This window comes from Streptomyces sp. NPDC057682, from assembly GCF_042799575.1.
In the GTDB taxonomy this organism is placed as follows: Bacteria; Actinomycetota; Actinomycetes; order Streptomycetales; family Streptomycetaceae; genus Streptomyces.
Genome location: NZ_JBHVIN010000003.1, coordinates 283,452 through 304,274 on the forward strand (window position 1 = coordinate 283,452; position 20,823 = coordinate 304,274).

Genomic DNA, 20,823 nt, shown 5'->3' on the forward strand with positions numbered 1-20,823 from the left:
GTCCGGGCCCTCGCCGTACGCCCTCAGCCCCGCCAGGTCCAGTCGGCCACCTCGGGGAGATCGGTGCCGTGGACGCGGATCCAGTCGTGGTGGCGGGAGCGGGTGTCCGCCATCGCCTGACGCACCGCCACGGCCCGGACGCCGAGCCCGGGAACGCGGTCGATCACGTCCATGACGAGCCGGTAGCGGTCGAGGTCGTTGCGGACCACCATGTCGAAGGGCGTGGTGGTGGTGCCCTCCTCCTTGTAGCCGCGGACGTGGAGATGGGGGTGGCCGGCCCGGCGGTAGGCAAGCCGGTGGATCAGCCACGGATAGCCGTGGTAGGCGAAGATGACCGGCTTGTCCCGGGTGAACAGGGCGTCGTACTCGGAGTCCGGCATCCCGTGCGGATGCTCCCCGTGCGGCATCAGCCGGGCCATGTCGACGACGTTGACCACCCGTACCGCCAGTTCGGGCAGATGACGGCGGAGCAGATCGGCCGCGGCCAGGGTCTCCAGGGTGGGGACGTCGCCGGCGCAGGCGAGGACGACATCGGGTTCGCGGGCGCCGTCCTCGGTCCCCGCCCATTCCCAGACCCCGGCGCCGCGGGCGCAGTGCGCACGGGCCTGGTCCAGGGTGAGCCAGTCGAAGCTCGGCTGCTTGCCCGCCACGATGACGTTGACGTAGTCCCGGCTGCGCAGCGCGTGGTCGGCCGCGGAGAGCAGGGTGTTCGTGTCCGGGGGCAGATAGACGCGCACGACCTCGGGGCTCTTGTTGAGGATGTGGTCGACGAATCCGGGGTCCTGGTGCGAGAAGCCGTTGTGGTCCTGGCGCCATACGTGCGAGGTCAGCAGGTAGTTGAGGGAGGCGATCGGACGGCGCCAGGGCAGCCGGCGGGAGGTCCGCAGCCACTTGATGTGCTGGTTGACCATGGAGTCGACGATGTGCGCGAAGGCCTCGTAGCAGGAGAAGAGGCCGTGCCGGCCGGTCAGGAGATAGCCCTCCAGCCAGCCCTGGCACAGGTGCTCGGAGAGAACCTCCATGACCCGGCCGCCGGGGGCCAGATGCTCGTCGGTCGGCAGGACGGCGGCCTCCCAGGCCTTCCCGCTCGCCCCGTACACCGCGTCCAGCCGGTTGGACGCGGTCTCGTCGGGGCCGACGAGCCGGAAGTCGCGCCGGTCCGCCGTGGCCGCCATCACGGCCTCCAGCAGTCCGCCCAGGACCCGGGTCGGTTCGTGCAGGACCTTCCCGGGCGCGGTCACCTCGACGGCGTGGTCCTCCAGCGGGGGCACGGGCAGATCGCGCAGGAGCAGCCCGCCGTTGGCGTACGGGGTCGAGCCCAGCCGGGCCGCGCCCTCGGGGACGCAGGCGAGCACCTGGGCGGTGGGGCGTCCGCCGGCGTCGAAGAGTTCCTCCGGCCGGTAGGAGCGCATCCACTCCTCCAGCTGCCGCAGATGCTCCGGGTTGTCCCGGACCCCGGGCAGCGGGACCTGGTGGGCGCGCCAGGTGCCCTCGACCGGGACGCCGTCGACCTCGGAGGGGCCGGTCCAGCCCTTGGGGGTGCGCAGGACGATCACGGGCCACCGCGGGCGTTCGGTCGTCCCGCCCTCGCGGGCGGCCCGCTGGATCTCCCGGATGCGGTCGTACGCGGTGTCCATGGCCCCGGCCATGGCCCGGTGGACGGTGACCGGGTCGTCGCCCTCGACGTACAGCGGGTCGTGGCCGTAGCCGCGCAGCAGTGCGTCCAGTTCGGGTTCGGGGATGCGGGCGAGCACCGTCGGGTTGGCGATCTTGTAGCCGTTGAGGTGGAGGACCGGCAGGACCGCCCCGTCGTGGACGGGGTCGAGGAACTTGTTGGCGTGCCAGGAGGTGGCCAGCGGGCCGGTCTCCGCCTCGCCGTCGCCGATGACGCAGGTGACCAGCAGACCGGGGTGGTCGAGCGCGGCGCCGTAGGCGTGGGCGAGGGCGTAGCCGAGTTCGCCGCCCTCGTGGATGGAGCCCGGGGTCTCCGGGGCGACATGGCTCGGGACGCCGCCGGGGAAGGAGAACTGGGTGAAGAGCCGGCCCATCCCGGCCGCGTCCCTGCCGACGTCGGGGTACGTCTCCGAGTAGCTGCCCTCCAGCCAGGAGTTGGCGAGGACGGCGGGGCCGCCGTGGCCGGGGCCCCAGACGCACAGGGCGTCGGCGGAGCGCGCGCGGACGAGGCGGTTGAGGTGGGTGTACACCAGGTTGAGGCCGGGTGAGGTGCCCCAGTGGCCCAGCAGCCGCGGTTTGATGTCCGTGGGGACCAGCGGCCGGGTGAGCAGCGGATTGTCCATCAGGTAGATCTGTCCGACGGCGAGGTAGTTGGCCGCCCGCCAGTGTGCGTCGAGCGCGGCCGCCTCCTCGTCGGTCAGGGGGGCGGGCGGCGGGACGTCGCTCATGGTCACCTCTCGGGGCGGTCGGGGCGGGGCGCTCAGTGCGGTTCGGGGCCGTACCAGACGGTGGTGGCGTTGCAGAACTCCCGGATGCCGTGGCCGGCCAGCTCGCGTCCGTAGCCGGAGCGCTTCACCCCGCCGAAGGGCAGCGCGGGGTGGGAGGCGGTCATGCCGTTGAAGAACACCCCGCCGGCCTCCAGGTCGCGGACGCAGCGTCGCTGCTCCTCGGCGTCCCTGGTCCAGACGTTGGAACTGAGGCCGAACGGCGTGTCGTTGGCGATCTCCAGGGCCTCGTCCAGACTCTCGGCGCGGTAGAGCGTGGCGACGGGGCCGAAGGTCTCCTCGCGGTGGACGCGCATGGCGGGGGTGATGCCGGTCAGGACGGTGGGGGCGTAGAACCAGCCGTGCTCCAGTCCTCCGCCCAGCCCCTCGGGCACGCCTCCGCCGCAGAGGGTGCGGGCGCCCCGGTGCACCGCGTCGTCGACGAGTTCCGCGAGGTCGTCGCGGCCCTGCCGGCTGGCCAGCGGGCCGATGTCGGTGGACTCCTCCATCGGGTCTCCGACGACGAGGTCCCGCATGCCCACGGTGAACCGTTCGGCGAACTCCTCGTACACCTCGGAGTGGACGATGAAGCGCTTGGCGGCGATGCAGGACTGGCCGTTGTTCTGGACCCGGGCGGTGACGGCGGTCCGGGCCGCCCTGGCGACGTCGGCCGAGGGCAGGACCAGGAAGGGGTCGCTGCCGCCGAGTTCCAGGACGGTGTGCTTGACCTCGTCGCCCGCGACGGCGGCGACGGCGCGGCCGGCCGGTTCGCTGCCGGTGAGGGTGGCGGCGGCGATCCGCGGGTCGCGCAGGACGTCCTCGACGGCGCCGGAGCCGATCAGGAGGGTCTGGAAGCAGCCGGCGGGGAATCCGGCCCGGCGGAAGAGGTCGCCCAGGTAGAGCGCGGTCTGCGGCACGTTGGAGGCGTGCTTGAGGAGTCCGGTGTTCCCGGCCATCAGCGCGGGGGCCGCGAAGCGGACGACCTGCCAGAGCGGGAAGTTCCAGGGCATCACCGCCAGTACGGTGCCCAGCGGCCGGTAGCGGACGTAGGCGCGGGAGGCGCCGGAGTCCTCGACGTCGGCGGGGGCGGGGTGTTCGTCGGCGAGGAGTTCCTCGGCGTGGGCCGCGTACCAGCGCATCGCCTTGGAGCACTTCGCGGCCTCGGCGCGGGAGGCCTTGAGGGGTTTGCCCATCTCCAGGGTCATGGTGCGGGCGATGTCCTCGCGGTCCTCGTCGAGGAGGTCGGCGGCCCGGTTCAGCAGCCGGGACCGTTCGCCGAATCCGGTGGTGCGGTACTCCCGCCGGGCCGCGTCGGCCGCCGCGAGCCGCTGTTCGATGCCGTCCGCGTCCAGGGCGTCGAACGTCCTGAGGGTTTCGCCGTTCGCCGGGTTGACCGTCGCGATGGGCATGACGGTGTCCTCCTTGCCTCGGTACTTCGACCGTGCCGCGCCTCGCCCGGCGACGCAAACGCGGGGTGCGCCACCCGCACGCACGGCCGGCGCGGACCGTGCCCGCGCGGGGCGGGCGGTCCGCGCCGGCCGTGGCGCGGGTTCCGGGGGCCGGGAGCGGCGGGGCCGCCGGGCTCCGGCCCGGGTCAGACGAGGGCGGGGGTGCCGGTCCGGGCCGGGGCGGCCGGCGGGAGGTCCGTCACCGCGGCCGGGGTCCGGCGGAATTCGCGCACACCCGGCAGCGGGGGCAGCGGCACGCGCTCGATGTGCTGCGGCTCCTGCGCGTAGCGGGTGAACCAGACGACCTTGCCCTCGGCGGTCCGGCAGGTGCCCCAGCTGTCGCTGAGGGCCATGACCCGGCTGAGGCCGCCGCCCTCGTGCAGCAGACGCGGCATCTCGGAGCCGTTGTCGGCGACGGAGACCGTCAGGTGCCGTCCGGACCAGCGCAGTTCGACGACGCAGTCGTTGTCGTCGCCGACGTGCCGGTGGACGTTGGTCAGCAGCTCCTCCACCGCGCGGCACACGGGCCGTACATGCGGTTCGAGACGCCAGTGGCGGAGGTGTGCGGCGACGATCCGTCGCAGTTGGGGCACACGCTCTGCCGAAACCTGTAGTTCGACCAGATAGTGCCGGTCGAGTGGAACGGTCATCGTCGAGGCTCCTCACATCGAGGCCCACCGCTTCGCCCGTCTGAACCAACGACCCCCGAATACGAACAGTGAGCAGATGTCACTTCTGGGTCACTCCTCAGGGTGAACCTCCTGGGCCGGTCACGCAACACGAATGGGTGCCCACCCCCGGTGACCGGCGCATATGCCTCGGGTGCGAGTGCCCCGCCGCCCGATCCGGCCCGATGCGACGGGAGACCCTAGCGGTTCTCCAGCCGGAGGCGCACCTCTTCCTCCTGGTCGCCGGAGACGGTGCCGGTCACGGTCACGTCGAAGGCTCCGGCGAGCCCCTGGCGGAGCCGGTCGACGGCCCAGTAGCCGCCCTGCACGTCGAGGGTGACGGGTCCGCCGAGCCGTACCGTCCCGGACACCACCCGGGCCTCGTCGACGTCGACGGTCACGGCCCAGGCGGTGGGCCGTGGACCGGTGAGGTCCTTCGGTACGTCGACCGAGGCGCGGTCGGTGGTGAAGGCGGCCCGCAGCACGTCGAACACCGTGCCCGCGTCGCCCTTGTCGCAGCCGCTGACGACGACCGAGACCTCGCGGCCGTAGCGGCTCTCCTCGGTGCGCGGCTTCTCCTGTGTCATATTCACCGGGCATCCCTCCGTAGACGGTTCCCTTCCAGGCTCGCCCCGGGGCGGGGGCGCGGCGACACGGGCGACCGACCCGTCCTGCGGGTACGGGCGCGTCTTCGCCGGAGCGCTCGAAACGCAATGCTGGGCAATATCCACTTAAAACATGAAATTACCGCTGAATACCGAGTGACGGCCCACCCCCGGGGTATCCGGCAGATATGGACGTATCGGATGGAGCCCTGAATACCCTGGCCACCACGCTCGCGGACGGTCGGGGGGCGACCGGGGTGGTGATGGCCGTGATCGGCGTGATCCTGGTGGCCCTGCTGATCGGTGCCGTCTGGCTGGGCCGGAAGCGGCGCGCGCAGGAACTGCCCCCGCCCCGCCCCGACGAGCAGCCGGTCCCCCCGGACCACCGCACCCATGTGGAGGAACGCGACGTCCACGGCGACGACAGCTTCCCCGCCGACGGCCGCGGTCTGTCGCCGTACGAACTGGGTGACCACGGCAGCGAGACCCTCCGCCGCGACGACGAGCGGCGGGAATGAGCGGGCGCCGGCGGGCAGGCGAGGCGGTGGCGTCATGACGGGAGACACCACGGGCTCCGGCCTGCGCGCGCCGCTGACCGGGTCCACGGCTCCCTGCTGGGTCAATCTGATGACCCGGGACCTGGAGTCGGCCCAGAAGTTCTACGGGGCCGTGATGGGCTGGACCTTCCGGCAGGGCCGGCTCGGCCGGGAGTTCGCGGTGGCCCGCCGGGGCGACGTCCCGGTGGCCGGGCTCGGCGCCGTGGCCACCGCCTACCGGGTCGCGGTGGCCTGGACGCCGTACTTCGCGGTCCGGGACGCCGATGCGGCGGCCGGCCGGATCCGGGAGCGCAGCGGTACGGTCGCGGTCGGCCCGCTGACCCTCAGCAAGGGACGCGGCGCCCTGGCCGCCGACCGGGACGGGGCGTCCTTCGGCATCTGGGAGCGCACCGCGCCCACCACCCCGCCGCCGTCCCCCCACGGCCGTTCGCACGCCTGGCTGCGGCTGCGCACCCGCAACGCCTTCGACGCCGCGATCTTCTACGGCGAGGTGCTGGAGTGGGCCAGCGGACGGCCCGGTGCCTGCGAGGTGGGGTACGAGAAGGACGAGGTGATCGTCCGGTGCGGCGGGCGGCAGCTGGCCCGGATCGGCTCCGGTGCGGTCGAGGCGGCCCCCGACCCGCTGGTCAGGCCGCACTGGCAGGTCAACTTCCCGGTGGACGACCTCGCGGCGGCCGTCGCCACGGCCCGGGACCGCGGCGGCTCACTCGTCGAGGAGCTGTCCCGCCCCGAGGGACACGAGGCGACCCTGGTCGATCCGGAGGGCGGGCTCTTCACGCTCACGGACTCCGGCTCCTCCTGAGACGCCCGCCGTCACCCGTCCCTTCCCCCGTGCGCGCGGGCCAGTGCCCACGCCGGGAAGACGAGCCAGCAGACCAGGAACCACAGGGCCATCGCACCGACCAGCCAGAGGGCGAGCGCGTTGTGCAGGGCGACCCGCAGAATCAGCAGCAGCGCCGCGCACATCGTGCAGAACAGCAGCCCCAGACCGAGCACGGTGAGCCGGGAGGCCCAGGTGACGGTCTGGGGCTTGAGCCGGCGTCCGGTGAGCAGCCGGTGGTAGGTCACCGGGCCGATGAGCGCGCCCGCCGTCGCGGAGCCCAGCATCACCGTGATCACGTAGATGGTGCGGTCGGTGCCGGAGAGTTCGGTGAAGCGGGGCTGGAAGACGACGGCGAGCAGAAAGCCGAAGAGGATCTGGACGCCGGTCTGGGCGACGCGCAGTTCCTGGAGCAGGTCGGACCACCGGCGGTCGGCGCGCTCCTCCGGCGTCTCGTGGCGTCCCCACTCCGGATCCGGGCCGTGCCGCCCGGCGGGGGTCCGGCTCACCTGGGCCTCCGTTCCGATGTGCGATCGGCACACCTCATCGACTGCCGGACAACCTAGGGCATCGGGTCCCCGGTTCCCGGGAGGCGGGAGGAGCGGTCCAGCCGGGCGCGCAGGTCGGCGGCGAACTCCTCGGCCCTGGCCAGCTGGGTGCGGAGCGTCACGACGCGTTCCCCGGCGGCCCGTTCGAAACCGCGCACCCGCTCCAGCAGGAGCTCGCGCTCCTCCGGTCCGAGCGGAACCGCGGCGTCCAGCCGGTCGGTGGCGTCCAGCAGCTCCCCCATCTGCTCCAGGGTGAAGCCGAGCGGCTTCATGCGGCGGATGACCATGAGCCGGGCGACGTCCACCTCGGTGTAGAGCCGGAATCCGCCCTGGGACCGGGCCGACGGGATGACGAGCCCGGCCTCCTCGTAGTGGCGGATGGTGCGCAGCGACAGCTCGGTGCGTGCCGCGACCTCACCGATCTGCATGTGTCCGTCGCCCATGTCCGTCCGTTCCCCGCTCCCGCGCCCCGCCCGCGCGAGGTCCATCTCTACCCTAACGTGAGGGTAGAGTTGTTCCGCTCCGCACGCGTCCGGGTGCCCGCCGCCCGGCGGCCCGGACCTGACACGACGGGTCGTTTCCCTTGCTGTCCTCCCCCATACCGTCCCTGAAGGGCCTCACCGCCTCCGTCCGGTCCCCCCGAGTGCTGCATACCGAGGTCCTGGCGGGTCTGGTGGTCGCGCTGGCCCTGATCCCCGAGGCGATCTCCTTCTCGGTGATCGCGGGCGTCGACCCGCGCATCGGTCTCTTCGCCTCGTTCACCATGGCCGTGACGATCTCGGTCGTGGGCGGCCGGCCCGCCATGATCTCGGCGGCGACGGGGGCGGTCGCCCTGGTCATCGCCCCGCTCAACCGCGAGCACGGCTTCGGGTACCTGGTGGCGGCCGTGATCCTCGCCGGTGTCTTCCAGATCGTGCTCGGCGCGCTGGGGGTCGCCCGGCTGATGCGCTTCGTGCCGCGCAGCGTGATGGTCGGCTTCGTGAACGCGCTGGCGATCCTGATCTTCATGGCCCAGGTGCCCGAGATGCGCGACGTGCCGTGGGAGGTGTACCCGCTGATCGCGGGCGGGCTCGCGCTGCTGGTGTTCTTCCCCCGGATCACCCGGGTCGTCCCGGCGCCGCTCGTCTCCATCACGGTCCTCACCGTGATCACCGTGGGCGCCTCGATCGCGGTGCCCACCGTCGGCGACAAGGGCGCCCTGCCCTCCTCGCTCCCCGTCCCGGGGCTGCCGGACGTCCCGTTCACCCTGGACACCCTGACGACGGTCGCGCCCTACGCGCTGGCCATGGCCCTGGTCGGGCTGATGGAGTCGCTGATGACGGCGAAGCTCGTCGACGAGATCACCGACACGCCCTCCAGCAAGACCCGCGAATCGGTGGGCCAGGGCGTCGCCAACGTGGTGACCGGGTTCTTCGGCGGCATGGGCGGCTGCGCGATGATCGGCCAGACCATGATCAACGTACGGGTGTCGGGCGCCCGCACCCGGCTCTCCACCTTCCTGGCCGGGGCGTTCCTGATGGTGCTCTGCATCGTCTTCGGCCCGGTCGTCTCGGACATCCCGATGGCCGCGCTGGTGGCGGTGATGGTCATGGTGTCGGTGGGGACGTTCGACTGGCACTCCGTCGCACCGGCGACGCTGCGCCGGATGCCGCTCGGCGAGACGGGGGTCATGGTCGTCACGGTGGTCTGCGTGGTGGCGACGCACAATCTGGCGATCGGCGTGGTGGTCGGCACGCTCTGCGCCATGGCGGTCTTCGCCCGGCGGGTGTCCCGCGTCGTCTCGGTGACCTCGGTCGCCGACCCGGACGGCGGCAGCGTGCTGTACGCGGTCACCGGGGACCTGTTCTTCGCCTCCGCCAACGATCTGGTCACCCGGTTCGACGTGGCGAACGACCCGGACCGTGTCGTCGTCGACCTGTCGGCCGCCCGGGTCTGGGACGCCTCGTCGGTCGCGGCGCTGGACGCGGTCACCGCCAAGTACGCGCAACGCGGCAAGACCGTCGAGATCACCGGACTGGAGGGGCACAGCGCCCGGATCCACGGCACGCTCAGCGGGGAGCCGGCCGCGGGGCACTGACCGGCCCCGGGGTCACGGCACGTCGACGGGGAGCAGCAGTTCGGGGCGGTCCCACATCACGGCGGGCGGAGCGGCCCGCACCGTGCCGGTGCGCCGGGCGCCCATGCCGGCGTAGAAGCCCTCGGCGGGCGGATGCGAGACGACGCGCACGCCGTCCAGACCCGCTCCGCGTGCCTCCGCGCGCAGATGCCCGATCAGCAGGCGGCCGATCCCGGCGCCCTGGGCGGCGTCCGCGACGAACATGAGGTCGAGCTCCGGCGGGTCCAGCACGAGGGCGTAGAAGCCGAACAGCCGGCCGGTGGTCTCCCCCACGGCCGCGTGCACCCGGTGCGTCTCGATGTAGTCGGGTCCCACCCGGTATCCGGCGACCATGGGCGCGTACGGGCCCCGGTACGCCCCGGAGCCGCGGACCAGCCGGCTCAGCCGCCCGGCGTCCCGGGCCCCGGCCCGTCGGATGCGGATGTCCTCGCCCAGCGCGCGCCGGGCGCGGTCCCTCGTACGTGATCCCACGTCACGAGTATGACGCGCGTCCCCGGCGGCCCAGGACCGCCGGGGGCGGGATCGGTGCCCGGCACGACGGCCCGCCGCCTGCTTCGGGAGGGCTCGGGTGCTGCCGTCCCTCCACGACAGGGCCGGCCGGTGCCGTCCCGGTCAGTTGGGGTGGACGTCCGCGCTGCCGGGCGCCCGGAACGCCGGGCCGAAGCCGGGGGCCGCCACCACCAGTTCCTCGCGCAGCCGCCGCAGCGCCGCGTCGGGTACGCGCAGCCCGTTGCGGAGATAGCCGTCCAGCCCGCCCCAGCGCTCGTCCATGGCGTCGAGCGCGGTGTCGAGGTAGCGGGGGCGGACCTCGACGATCGCGGAGGCGATCTCCGGGTCGCCGCCCGCGTCGAGATAGCCCTGGACGTACGGCCTGAAGGCGACCCGGACCACCGGGTTCACCGCGAGGAACTCCGTGCGCACGGTGTCCCGGGAGGCGCCGAGCACCAGCAGCAGCACGGCGGCGGCCCAGCCGGTGCGGTCCTTGCCGGCCGTGCAGTGGAAGAGCACGGGGCGCGCGGCGTCGTCCGCCGCCGTCTCCAGGAAGGCCCGGTAGGCGGCCGCGGCCCGGGGCGAGAGCACCATCTGCCGGTAGGTCTGGGCGAACAGCTCCTGCGCCCGGCCGCCGCCCAGCAGCCGTTCGGCCTCGGCCGGATCGCCGAGCAGCGCGCGGAGCCGGGCCGGGGCCACGCCCGGGTCGTCGCCGAGGACATCGGCGACGAACAGGCGGGCGCCCTCCGGCAGGCGGTCGGGGGCCGATCCGCGTTCGTCCGCCGTGCGCAGGTCGACGACGGTGCGGATGCCGAGGGACGCGAGGGTCGCGTCGTGCGCCGCGTCCAGTCCGTTGAGCTGGCCGGAGCGCAGCACCACGCCGGCGCGTACCTGTCTGCCCGGTCCGAGGGCGATGCCGCCCAGATCCCGCAGATTGAGAACGGAGGCTGCCGGAAGGGCCCTGGCGGTGTGCACGATGAACGTCCCCTTTTCCCGGCCCGTATCCGTGTCCACGGCGGACCGGCCGGATAAAAATCGCATGATGTCGAGAAAACGACGGGACAAAACGCCGATGATCATCGATCGGGCCGTCGTCCGACGGGAAACGCGAGACGCCGGGCCGGAGCCGCGTGCGCTCAGCCGGCCAGCAGTTTCGCCTTCTGCGCCTCGAACTCGGCGTCGGTGAGGACGCCCTGCTTCTTGAGTTCGGCCAGGCGCTCCAGCCGGCTGATCAGATCGTCGGCCGGCGCGGCTGCGGGCTGCGGGGCGGCCTGCTGCTGAGCGGCCTGTGCCTGCATCTGCGCGCGCAGTTGCTCGTCGGCCATCTGCTGGGCCTCGTCCTCGGCGAACCGTGCCTGCTGGCGGCGCTGGACGCGGCCGCTGACGGCGGAGGCGGTGCCCGCCACCACGGCGGTACGCGCCACCGTGCCGAGCAGGCCGGGGCCTCGGCGGTTCATTCCAGGTCCTCGAAGGATCGGCATGTCGACACGCCTTTCGGTGCGGGGGCGGGGGTCAGTCTGCGGCCGCGGCGGCCAGGGCGGCCTCCGCCACCTCGGCGGGGATGCGCTCGTGGGCGACGAGCAGCCCGCCGGCCTCGCGCACCGCCTCGGTCAGCGGCACCGCCCACAGGTCCTCCCAGACGACGAGCGCCGCGGAACTGCCGGGCGGCACGCTCGCGCCGAGCGTCGCGATGTCCTCGTCGTTGAGCATGCCGCTGACACGACCGTCGACGGGTTCGAAGGAGACGAGGTCGTCGGGGTCGAGGTCCTCCAGCTCGATCGTCTCGACCGTGCCGTCCTCCGCGCGGTGCACGAAGGTCAGATCGATGATCCGCACGGCCTTCGACGCGACCGCCTCGGCGAGCGCGGGGGCGATGGCTCCGGTGAACCGGCTCCCGGGGAAGGCGACGACGAGGTACTCCACAGGTCCCACAGCCACGGGTGTGTCCTCTCCGGATGGATGGATTGCCAGCAGCATAACTTCGGACATTTACGGCTGCACTGCGAGAAATCATCTAGAAATGCTCGATTCTCACTGGAGCCGGATCCGGGGTTACGCGACGGTATGTAAGGGATCACGTGCGCGGAGGGAGGGAAAGGTCACAGGTCGAGCCTCTGCAGCCCCTCCGGGACCTGTCCTAGCATCTGGGCATGACGGTCCAACCTGCCGACGGGCTTTCGCTGGCCGCCGAATTCCCCGATCCCGCCCCTGAGCAGTGGCAGAGCCTCGTCGAAGGCGTGCTGCGCAAATCGGGCAAGGACCTGACGGGTTCGGCCGCCGAGGAAGCACTGTCCACCACGGTGGAGGACGGGCTCATCACGCGCCCCCTCTACACCGCGCGCGACGACGCGCCCGACGCCGGCCTCCCGGGCTTCGCCCCGTACACCCGCGGCAGCACGCCCCAGGGTGGCGCCGAAGGCGGGTGGGGCGTACGTCAGCGGCACGCCTCGACCGATCCCGGGAAGCTCAACGAGGCCCTGCTCACCGATCTGGAGAACGGCGCCACGTCGCTGTGGCTCGCCGTCGGCGGCACCGACGGCGTCCCGGTCTCCGGCCTCGCCCGCGCCCTGGCCGGCGTCCACCTCGACCTGGCCCCGCTCGTCCTGGACGCCGGCGGCGAACTCGACGCCGCCGCAGCGGAGTTGTTCCGCATCCAGGAGGAGCGCGGACTCGCGGCCGACGCCCTGCGCGGTGGTCTCGGCGCCGACCCGTTGGGCCTCGCCGCCCGCACCGGCGAGGACGCCGACCCGACGTCCGCCGTCCGCTGGGCGCGTCACTGCGCCACCGGATTCCCCGGGCTGCGCGCCCTGACCGTGGACGCCCTGCCGTACCACGAGGCCGGCGGTTCGGCCGCCGAAGAACTCGGCGCGTCCCTCGCCACGGGCGTCGCCTATCTGCGCGCGCTCACCGAGGCCGGGCTGAGTACCGAAGAGTCCCTCGGTCAGCTGGAGTTCCGGTACGCGGCCACCGCCGACCAGTTCCTGACCATCGCCAAGCTGCGCGCCGCGCGCCGGCTGTGGGCACGGGTCGCCGAGGTCTGCGGGGCGCCGGGGTCCGGGGCGCAGCACCAGCACGCGGTGACCTCGCCGGTCATGATGACGCGGCGCGATCCGTGGGTGAACATGCTGCGGACCACGCTGGCCTGTCTGGGCGCGGGGGTGGGCGGGGCCGAGGCGGTCACCGTGCTCCCCTTCGACCACGCCCTCGGTCTGCCGGACGCCTTCGCCCGGCGCATCGCGCGCAACACCTCCACGATCCTGCTGGAGGAGTCGCACCTGGCCCGGGTCATCGACCCGGCGGGCGGCTCCTGGTACGTGGAGCGGCTGACCGACGAACTCGCCGGATCCGCCTGGGCGTTCTTCCAGGAGATCGAGCGGGCCGGCGGCCAGGCCGCGGCGCTCGGCTCGGGCATGGTCGCCGAGCGGATCGCCGCCACCTGGGCGGCCCGCAGCAAGGACCTGGCCCGGCGCAAGGAACCGATCACCGGGGTCAGCGAGTTCCCGCTGCTCGACGAGCGCCCCGTGGAGCGCGCACCGCTGCCACGCCCCGCCGCGCGCGGCGGTCTGCCGGTGGTCCGCCGGGACGAGGCCTTCGAGGCCCTGCGCGCCCGCTCCGACGCCCGGCTGGCCGGGAGCGGCAGCCGGCCGACGGTCTTCCTGGCCGCGCTCGGCCCCGCCTCGGTGCACACCGCGCGCGCCTCGTTCGCCGCGAACCTCTTCCGGGCGGGCGGCATCGAGCCCGTCCACGAGCCGGTTCAGGTGGACGCGGCCACGGTCGCCGAGGCCTTCGCGGCCTCGGGGAGCGAGGTGGCGTGCCTGTGCTCCAGTGACGCGCTCTACGCCGAGCAGGCGGAGGAGGTCGCGCGGGCACTGGTCGGCGCGGGTGCGCGACGGGTGTACCTGGCGGGCAGGCCCGGCACGTACCGGGGCGTGGACGAGTACGTCCACGTCGGCTGCGACGTGGTGGCCGTGCTCTCTTCCCTTCTCGACCGGATGGGTGTGGCGTAATGCGGATCCCCGACTTCTCCGACATCGACCTCGGGCCGGGCGACGGCGCCGGGGTGACCGAGGACCAGTGGCGGTCCGCCGTCAAGGAGTCCTCCGGGACCTCCGACGACGATCTGCTCTGGCAGACCCCGGAAGGGATCGCGGTCAAGCCGCTGTACACCGGCCGGGACCTGGAGGGTGTCGACTTCCTCGGCACGTACCCGGGCATCGCCCCGTATCTGCGCGGGCCCTACCCGACCATGTACGTCAACCAGCCCTGGACGATCCGGCAGTACGCCGGGTTCTCCACGGCCGAGGAGTCCAACGCCTTCTACCGGCGCAACCTCGCGGCCGGGCAGAAGGGTCTCTCGGTCGCCTTCGACCTGCCGACCCACCGCGGTTACGACAGCGACCACCCCCGGGTGACCGGCGACGTCGGCATGGCCGGGGTCGCGATCGACTCGATCTACGACATGCGCCAGCTGTTCGACGGCATCCCGCTGGACCGCATGTCCGTGTCGATGACGATGAACGGCGCGGTGCTCCCCGTGCTCGCGCTGTACATCGTGGCCGCCGAGGAGCAGGGCGTACCGCCCGAGAAGCTGGCCGGGACCATTCAGAACGACATTCTGAAGGAGTTCATGGTCCGCAACACCTACATCTATCCGCCGAAGCCGTCGATGCGGATCATCTCCGACATCTTCTCGTACACCTCGCAGAAGATGCCGCGCTACAACTCGATCTCCATCTCCGGCTACCACATCCAGGAGGCCGGGGCGACGGCCGATCTGGAGCTGGCCTACACCCTGGCGGACGGGGTGGAGTACCTGCGGGCGGGCCGGGACGCCGGGCTGGACGTGGACGCGTTCGCGCCGCGGCTCTCCTTCTTCTGGGCGATCGGCATGAACTTCTTCATGGAGATCGCCAAGCTGCGGGCGGCCCGGCTGCTCTGGGCCAAGCTGGTCAAGGAGTTCGGCCCCGAGAACCCCAAGTCCCTGTCGCTGCGCACCCACTCGCAGACCTCGGGCTGGTCGCTGACCGCGCAGGACGTGTTCAACAACGTGACGCGCACCTGTGTCGAGGCGATGGCCGCCACGCAGGGCCACACCCAGTCCCTGCACACCAACGCGCTCGACGAGGCACTGGCGCTGCCGACCGACTTCTCGGCGCGCATCGCCCGCAACACCCAGCTGCTCCTCCAGCAGGAGTCCGGCACCGGCCGGGTCATCGACCCGTGGGGCGGCAGCGCGTACGTGGAGAAGCTGACGTACGACCTGGCGCGGCGGGCGTGGCAGCACATCGAGGAGGTCGAGGCGGCGGGCGGCATGGCCAAGGCCATCGACGCCGGCATCCCCAAGCTGCGCATCGAGGAGGCCGCGGCCCGCGCCCAGGCCCGGATCGACTCCGGCCGCCAGCCGGTGATCGGCGTCAACAAGTACCGGGTGGAGACCGACGAGCAGATCGATGTGCTCAAGGTCGACAACACCGCCGTGCGCGCCCAGCAGATCGAGAAACTGCGCCGGCTGCGCGAGGAGCGCGACGAGCAGGCCTGCCAGGACGCGCTGCGCGCGCTGACGGAGGCGGCCGGGCGCGAACCGGGTCCGGGGCTCGACGGCAATCTGCTGGCGCTGGCCGTCGACGCGGCGCGCGCGATGGCCACCGTCGGCGAGATCTCCGACGCCCTGGAGAAGGTGTTCGGCCGGCACGCGGGCCAGATCCGTACGATCTCCGGTGTGTACCGCAACGAGGCAGGGGAGTCGCCGTCCGTGGAGCGCACCCGCGCGCTGGTCGACGCGTTCGAGGAGGCGGAGGGGCGGCGTCCGCGCATCCTGGTCGCCAAGATGGGCCAGGACGGCCACGACCGGGGGCAGAAGGTGATCGCGACCGCCTTCGCCGACCTGGGCTTCGACGTGGACGTGGGCCCGCTGTTCCAGACGCCGGGCGAGGTCGCCCGGCAGGCGGTCGAGGCGGACGTGCACATCGTGGGCGTCTCGTCGCTGGCCGCCGGCCACCTCACGCTCGTTCCGGCGCTCCGCGAGGAGCTGGCCGCGGAGGGGCGCGAGGACATCATGATCGTGGTGGGCGGGGTCATTCCGCCGCAGGACGTGGAGGCGCTGCACGAGGCGGGCGCCGCGGCCGTGTTCCCGCCCGGGACGGTGATCCCCGACGCGGCCCATGATCTCGTGACGCGGCTGGGCGCCTCGCTCGGCCACGAGCTGTGAGCCGCTGATCCGATGGCGGCGAGGATCGATCTCGACGGATATGTGAAGGGGGTGCTCGACGGGAAGCGGGCGCACATCGCGCGCGCCATCACGCTCGTCGAGTCCACCCGGCCCGATCACCGGGACCTGGCGCAGCAGTTGCTCAAGGCGCTGCTGCCGTACTCGGGCCGGGCCCGGCGCATCGGGATCAGCGGGGTGCCCGGGGTCGGGAAGTCCACGTTCATCGACGCGCTCGGCACGATGCTCACCGGGCTCGGGCACCGGGTCGCGGTGCTGGCCGTGGACCCGTCGTCCAGCCGGACCGGCGGCTCCATCCTGGGCGACAAGACCCGGATGGAGCGCCTCGCGGTGGATCCGGCCGCGTTCGTCCGCCCCTCCCCCACCGCGGGAACGCTGGGCGGGGTGGCGAAGGCGACCCGTGAGTCCATCGTGGTGATGGAGGCGGCGGGCTACGACGTGGTGCTGGTGGAGACGGTCGGCGTCGGCCAGTCGGAGACGGCGGTCGCCCAGATGGTCGACACGTTTCTGCTGCTGACCCTGGCCCGTACGGGTGACCAGCTCCAGGGCATCAAGAAGGGGGTGCTGGAGCTCGCGGACGCCATCGCGGTGAACAAGGCCGACGGGCCGCACGAGCGGGACGCCCGTGCGGCGGCGCGCGAACTGGCGGGCGCGCTGCGGCTGATGCACCCGGCCGACGCGGCGTGGACGCCGCCGGTCCTCACCTGCAGTGCGCGTGAGTCCACCGGTCTGGACACCCTGTGGGAGCGGCTGGAGCAGCACCGGGCCCTGCTGGAGTCGACGGGCGCGCTCGCGGCCCGGCGCAGCGAGCAGCAGGTCGACTGGGCCTGGACGATGGTGCGCGACGAGCTGCTGGAGAGTCTGCGCGCCCATCCGGGAGTGCGCGCCCTGGCTCCGGAGGTCGAACGCCAGGTCCGGGAGGGCACGTTGCCCGCGACCTCGGCGGCCGAGCGGATCCTGGCGGTGTTCCGGGGCGGGGACGGGGCCGGCGCGGCCCGCTGATCCCCCCGCCCCCGGACGCCGGCGCCCTCCGGGGGCCGGCGTCCGGTCAGGTCCGGGCGTGGAGCGCCGCGGTGTGCTCGCGGACCTGTTCGGGCGTCAGATAGGCGTCGGTGTACTCGAAGTCCCGGAGCGTGGCGGGCTTGCGGGACTGGAATCCGGTACGGACGAAGTCGTCGCCGGCCGCCGCGTTGATCAGCCAGTTGGTCATCACCCGGGCCTTGGCCACATTGGTGCGCAGCGCCGACCAGTGGTAGCCGCGGGCCACGGCCTGGGCGGCGATGCCGTGCATCTCGATGCCGAGCGGCTTGGAGACGGCGTCCTTGCCGCCGAGGTCGACGACGAGCCCGAGGTCCTTGTGGACGTAGGGCTGGAGCGGCTGGTGGCGCAGGGTGGCCAGCAGGTTGTCGGCGAGTTTGCGGCCCTGGCGCATCGCGTGCTGGGCGGTGGGCGGGCAGACCGCGCCGTCGCCCTTGACCAGGTCCGGTACGGCGGCCGCGTCGCCGAGGGCGAAGACGCCGTCGAAGCCGGGCAGGGTCATCTCCGGGGTGACGGCGAGCCGGCCGCGCACGGTCTCCGCGCCGAAGGTGGCGACCAGTGGGCTGGCCGCGACTCCGGCCGTCCAGATCAGGGTGCGGCAGGGCAGCACCCGGCCGTCGGTGAAGGTCACCGACTCGGGACCGGCCTCGGCCACGGAGACCCCGAGCGACACCTCGATGCCCCGGTCCCTGAGCATCCGCAGTGCGCTCTCGCCCAGCTTGTCGCCCAGTTCGGGCATGAGCTTGGGGGCGATGTCGATCAGGTGCCACTTGATGAGCCGCGGGTCCAGCCGGGGGTAGTGGCGCAGGGCGCTGCTGGTGAGGCGCTGGAGGCAGGCGGCCGTCTCGGTGCCCGCGTAGCCGCCGCCGACGACGACGAACTGGAGCCGGGAGGCCCGTTCGTCCTCGTCGTCGCTGGCGTCGGCCAGATCCAGCTGGGCGATCACGTGGTCGCGCACGTACGCCGCTTCGGCGAGCGTCTTCATGCCGCGGGCGTGGTCGAGGAGTCCGGGGATGTCGAAGGTGCGGGTGACGCTCCCGGGACTGAGCACGAGGTAGTCGTAGGGTTCGTAGACGATCTCGTCGGTGATCTTGCGGACGACGCAGATCTTCGCCTCGGCGTCCACACCGATCGCCCCGCCGGGAACGATGCGGGTGCGGTGCCGGCTGCTGCGGCGCAGCGACACGGCGACGGACTGCGGGGTGAGAACGCCGGAGGCGACCTGGGGCAGCAGGGGCAGATAGAGCTGGTACGAGAACGGGGCGACGAGCACGATGTCCGCCTCGCCCGGCCGGAGCCGGCGCTCCAGACGGCGTACGCACTCGACCCCGGCGAAACCTGCTCCGACAACGAGAATCCTGGGTCGTGCCACAGTCTTCGTCCCTTCTCGGGTCTGCACGGTCGTCCGTGCGCCTGCCCCGTGACACGCGCCCGTCACCCCCTCATCTTCACGAGGCCGCGGCGAGTCCGCCTCCCGGGACGGCGGAACGGACGACGGGGCCGGGTCAGCGGGCGAGGCCGCAGACGACGGCGCCGGCCCCGACAGCGGTGGCGGCGCAGAGCAGTGCGGCGGCCACGCAGCGGGCCCTGAGGAGGCGGTAGCGCTCGGTGTACTCGCCGCGCAGCTCGGCGGACCGGTCGGCGACGCGGACGAGCATCGTCCGCGCGACGGCGGCGCGGTCGGCGGCGTAGACCCGCTCGACGTCCTCGCGCTGGGCCGTGGTCAGCCACGGCAGCGCGTCGGTGAAGCGGCGCGCCTCCCGGCGGGCCTGCTCCAGTTCGGCGCTCCAGAGCAGATAGCCCTCCATCCGGGCCAGGCCCCGGGCGCATTCCCCGTCGTGGTCCCCGCGCATCGGCCTCTCCTCTCCCCGTGCGCCCCGCCTCACGCCTGCCGGTCCCCCGGAGCCACGGTCATGGAGTGCTCGGTACGGTTCATGGCCTCGTCCAGTTCGCGTACGGCGGGGTGGTGGAGGTCGAAGGCCGGGGACTCGGAGCGGATCCGGGGCAGGGTGACGAAGTTGTGGCGCGGCGGAGGGCACGAGGTGGCCCATTCGAGGGAACGGCCGTAGCCCCAGGGATCGTCCACTCCGACCATCTCCCCCTGGGTGGCGGTCTTCCAGACGTTGTAGAGGAAGGGCAGCATCGACAGGCCGAGCAGGAACGAGGAGATCGTCGAGATCGTGTTCAGCGCGGTGAAGCCGTCGGCGGCCAGGTAGTCGGCGTAACGGCGGGGCATGCCCTCGGCACCGAGCCAGTGCTGCACCAGGAAGGTGCCGTGGAATCCCACGAAGAGCGTCCAGAAGGTCATCTTCCCGAGCCGTTCGTCGAGCATCTTGCCGGTGAACTTCGGCCACCAGAAGTGGAATCCGGCGAACATCGCGAAGACCACGGTGCCGAAGACGACGTAGTGGAAGTGCGCGACCACGAAGTAGGTGTCCGAGACGTGGAAGTCCATCGGCGGCGAGGCGAGGATGACGCCGGTCAGCCCGCCGAAGAGGAAGGTGACGAGGAAGCCGACGGACCAGAGCATCGGCGTCTCGAAGGAGAGCGAGCCGTGCCACATCGTGCCGATCCAGTTGAAGAACTTCACCCCGGTGGGCACGGCGATGAGGAAGGTCATGAACGAGAAGAAGGGCAGCAGCACCCCGCCGGTGACGTACATGTGGTGCGCCCACACGGTGATGGACAGGCCCGCGATGGCGATCGTGGCGCCGATCAGCCCGATGTAGCCGAAGATCGGTTTGCGGCTGAAGACCGGGATGATCTCGCTGACGATCCCGAAGAACGGCAGCGCGATGATGTAGACCTCGGGATGGCCGAAGAACCAGAAGAGGTGCTGCCAGAGCAGCGCGCCCCCGTTCGCCGGGTTGAAGACCTGGGCGCCGAACTTCCGGTCCGCCTCCAGGGCCAGCAGGGCGGCGGCGAGGACCGGGAAGGCCAGGAGCACCAGGACCGCGGTCAGCAGCACGTTCCAGACGAAGATCGGCATCCGGAACATCGTCATTCCGGGGGCGCGCATGCAGATGATCGTGGTGATGAAGTTGACCGAGCCGAGGATCGTACCGAAGCCGGAGAAGGCAAGGCCCATGATCCACATGTCTCCGCCGATGCCGGGCGAGCGGACGGCGTCGGTCAGCGGGGAGTAGGCGAACCAGCCGAAGTCGGCGGCGCCGTTGGGGGTGAGGAAGCCCGCGACCACCAGGAGCGAGCCGAAGAGGTACAGCCAGTACGCGAACATGTTCAGCCGCGGGAACGCCACATCGGGCGCGCCGATCTGGAGCGGCATGATCCAGTTGGTGAAGCCGGCGAAGAGCGGGGTGGCGAACATCAGCAGCATGATCGTGCCGTGGATGGTGAACGCCTGGTTGAACTGCTCGTTGGAGATCAGCTGGAGCCCGGGGCGGGCCAGTTCGGCGCGCATGACGAGCGCGAGGATGCCGCCGAGGAGGAAGAACGCGAACGAGGTGACCAGGTACAGCGTGCCGATGGTCTTGTGGTCGGTGGAGGTCAGCCAGGTGACGACCACCTTGCCGCGCTGCCTGCCGCGCACCGGGAGCTCGTTGGCGTAGTCCGCCTCCTCCTCCGCCGGCCCTGCCGTGCCCGTCGTCGTCACTGGGCGCTCCCTCGTTCGTCACCGTGCCTGGTTGCCGGTTGCAGCAAACCAGCCGGCGGCCCGCCGGGGGCGGCCCGCCGCCCGTCACGGGGCGGGTTTCACCCGTCAGGGGGTCCCCGTCGTCGCCGGGCGGCGGACAGCGGCCGGGACCGGGCCCGGACACGGCTCCGCCCCGGCGCGGCGCGGGGCCGGCCGGGGCGGAATGGCCGCGGGGCTCACGGACGGAGCGGGGGTCCGCCGTCGTCCGTGTGCTCCGG

Annotated in this window: 19 protein-coding genes; 6 read left to right on the plus strand and 13 right to left on the minus strand. The window is 72.4% G+C overall.

The features are described 5' to 3' along the window. Positions 1-23: 23 nt before the first annotated feature. The 4 genes from ACFVDM_RS06485 to ACFVDM_RS06500 form a co-directional block, all read right to left on the minus strand. Entirely contained in the window at positions 24-2,402 is a 2,379-nt protein-coding gene (locus ACFVDM_RS06485) for a phosphoketolase (protein ID WP_383634038.1), read from the minus strand. 32 nt (positions 2,403-2,434) lie between these two features. Then, the gene (locus tag ACFVDM_RS06490; RefSeq protein WP_383634040.1) at positions 2,435-3,847 is read right to left on the minus strand and encodes an NADP-dependent succinic semialdehyde dehydrogenase; all 1,413 of its coding nucleotides are present in this window, start codon (positions 3,845-3,847) and stop codon (positions 2,435-2,437) included. A 185-nt stretch (positions 3,848-4,032) separates the two neighbouring features. Continuing rightward, complete coding sequence (locus tag ACFVDM_RS06495) at positions 4,033-4,536, minus strand: ATP-binding protein (protein WP_383634042.1); 504 nt, start codon at positions 4,534-4,536, stop codon at positions 4,033-4,035. A 218-nt stretch (positions 4,537-4,754) separates the two neighbouring features. Beyond that, on the minus strand, positions 4,755-5,141 hold the full coding sequence (locus ACFVDM_RS06500; protein ID WP_383634044.1) for a hypothetical protein: 387 nt from the start codon (positions 5,139-5,141) through the stop codon (positions 4,755-4,757). Positions 5,142-5,347: 206 nt separating this feature from the next. Between ACFVDM_RS06500 and ACFVDM_RS06505 the strand changes: the two genes are divergently transcribed. Continuing rightward, positions 5,348-5,677, plus strand: coding sequence for a DUF6479 family protein (locus ACFVDM_RS06505; RefSeq protein WP_383634046.1), 330 nt, complete (start codon positions 5,348-5,350; stop codon positions 5,675-5,677). Between the two features lie 34 nt (positions 5,678-5,711). Further along, positions 5,712-6,518 carry a VOC family protein gene (locus ACFVDM_RS06510; protein ID WP_383634048.1) on the plus strand — a complete coding sequence of 269 codons (807 nt, stop codon included), beginning with the start codon at positions 5,712-5,714 and terminating at the stop codon, positions 6,516-6,518. Positions 6,519-6,529: 11 nt separating this feature from the next. Here the strand turns inward: ACFVDM_RS06510 and ACFVDM_RS06515 are convergent, their stop codons facing one another. Next, entirely contained in the window at positions 6,530-7,045 is a 516-nt protein-coding gene (locus ACFVDM_RS06515) for a DUF6328 family protein (RefSeq protein WP_383634050.1), read from the minus strand. Positions 7,046-7,098: 53 nt separating this feature from the next. Then, positions 7,099-7,527: a MerR family transcriptional regulator gene (locus tag ACFVDM_RS06520; RefSeq protein ID WP_383634052.1), complete on the minus strand. Its 429-nt coding sequence runs from the start codon at positions 7,525-7,527 to the stop codon at positions 7,099-7,101. A gap of 200 nt (positions 7,528-7,727) precedes the next feature. Here ACFVDM_RS06520 and ACFVDM_RS06525 point away from each other — a divergent pair, with 200 nt between their 5' ends. Next, positions 7,728-9,161, plus strand: a complete 1,434-nt coding sequence (locus ACFVDM_RS06525; protein ID WP_383634054.1) for a SulP family inorganic anion transporter — start codon at positions 7,728-7,730, stop codon at positions 9,159-9,161. A 12-nt stretch (positions 9,162-9,173) separates the two neighbouring features. On the opposite strand, the gene ACFVDM_RS06530 is transcribed toward ACFVDM_RS06525, so the two are convergent. The 4 genes from ACFVDM_RS06530 to ACFVDM_RS06545 all read right to left on the minus strand — a co-directional run bounded on the left by ACFVDM_RS06530 (position 9,174) and on the right by ACFVDM_RS06545 (position 11,612). Then, entirely contained in the window at positions 9,174-9,671 is a 498-nt protein-coding gene (locus ACFVDM_RS06530; RefSeq protein ID WP_383634056.1) for a GNAT family N-acetyltransferase, read from the minus strand. Between the two features lie 141 nt (positions 9,672-9,812). Beyond that, positions 9,813-10,664 (minus strand): tyrosine-protein phosphatase, encoded by an 852-nt coding sequence (locus ACFVDM_RS06535; RefSeq protein ID WP_383634058.1) that lies wholly within the window; start codon positions 10,662-10,664, stop codon positions 9,813-9,815. A gap of 161 nt (positions 10,665-10,825) precedes the next feature. Next, on the minus strand, positions 10,826-11,146 hold the full coding sequence (locus ACFVDM_RS06540; RefSeq protein ID WP_383634060.1) for an SHOCT domain-containing protein: 321 nt from the start codon (positions 11,144-11,146) through the stop codon (positions 10,826-10,828). Between the two features lie 55 nt (positions 11,147-11,201). Next, entirely contained in the window at positions 11,202-11,612 is a 411-nt protein-coding gene (locus ACFVDM_RS06545; RefSeq protein ID WP_383634455.1) for a DUF6325 family protein, read from the minus strand. A 227-nt stretch (positions 11,613-11,839) separates the two neighbouring features. Here ACFVDM_RS06545 and mutA point away from each other — a divergent pair, with 227 nt between their 5' ends. Genes mutA through meaB form a run of 3 tightly spaced genes read left to right on the plus strand, consistent with a single transcriptional unit; the run spans position 11,840 to position 16,917 of the window. Next, positions 11,840-13,696: a methylmalonyl-CoA mutase small subunit gene (mutA, locus tag ACFVDM_RS06550; RefSeq protein ID WP_383634062.1), complete on the plus strand. Its 1,857-nt coding sequence runs from the start codon at positions 11,840-11,842 to the stop codon at positions 13,694-13,696. After that, a complete protein-coding gene (scpA, locus tag ACFVDM_RS06555) occupies positions 13,696-15,897 on the plus strand; it encodes a methylmalonyl-CoA mutase (protein WP_383634064.1) in 2,202 nt (733 codons plus the stop codon). Before mutA ends, scpA begins: the two co-directional genes overlap by 1 nt. Positions 15,898-15,909: 12 nt before the next feature. Next, on the plus strand, positions 15,910-16,917 hold the full coding sequence (gene meaB, locus ACFVDM_RS06560; RefSeq protein WP_383634066.1) for a methylmalonyl Co-A mutase-associated GTPase MeaB: 1,008 nt from the start codon (positions 15,910-15,912) through the stop codon (positions 16,915-16,917). A 46-nt stretch (positions 16,918-16,963) separates the two neighbouring features. On the opposite strand, the gene ACFVDM_RS06565 is transcribed toward meaB, so the two are convergent. The 3 genes from ACFVDM_RS06565 to ctaD all read right to left on the minus strand — a co-directional run bounded on the left by ACFVDM_RS06565 (position 16,964) and on the right by ctaD (position 20,566). Next, positions 16,964-18,325 (minus strand): NAD(P)/FAD-dependent oxidoreductase, encoded by a 1,362-nt coding sequence (locus ACFVDM_RS06565; RefSeq protein WP_383634068.1) that lies wholly within the window; start codon positions 18,323-18,325, stop codon positions 16,964-16,966. A gap of 133 nt (positions 18,326-18,458) precedes the next feature. Then, the gene (locus tag ACFVDM_RS06570; RefSeq protein ID WP_383634070.1) at positions 18,459-18,806 is read right to left on the minus strand and encodes a hypothetical protein; all 348 of its coding nucleotides are present in this window, start codon (positions 18,804-18,806) and stop codon (positions 18,459-18,461) included. Positions 18,807-18,835: 29 nt separating this feature from the next. Next, positions 18,836-20,566, minus strand: a complete 1,731-nt coding sequence (ctaD, locus tag ACFVDM_RS06575) for a cytochrome c oxidase subunit I (protein ID WP_383634072.1) — start codon at positions 20,564-20,566, stop codon at positions 18,836-18,838. Positions 20,567-20,823 lie beyond the last annotated feature (257 nt).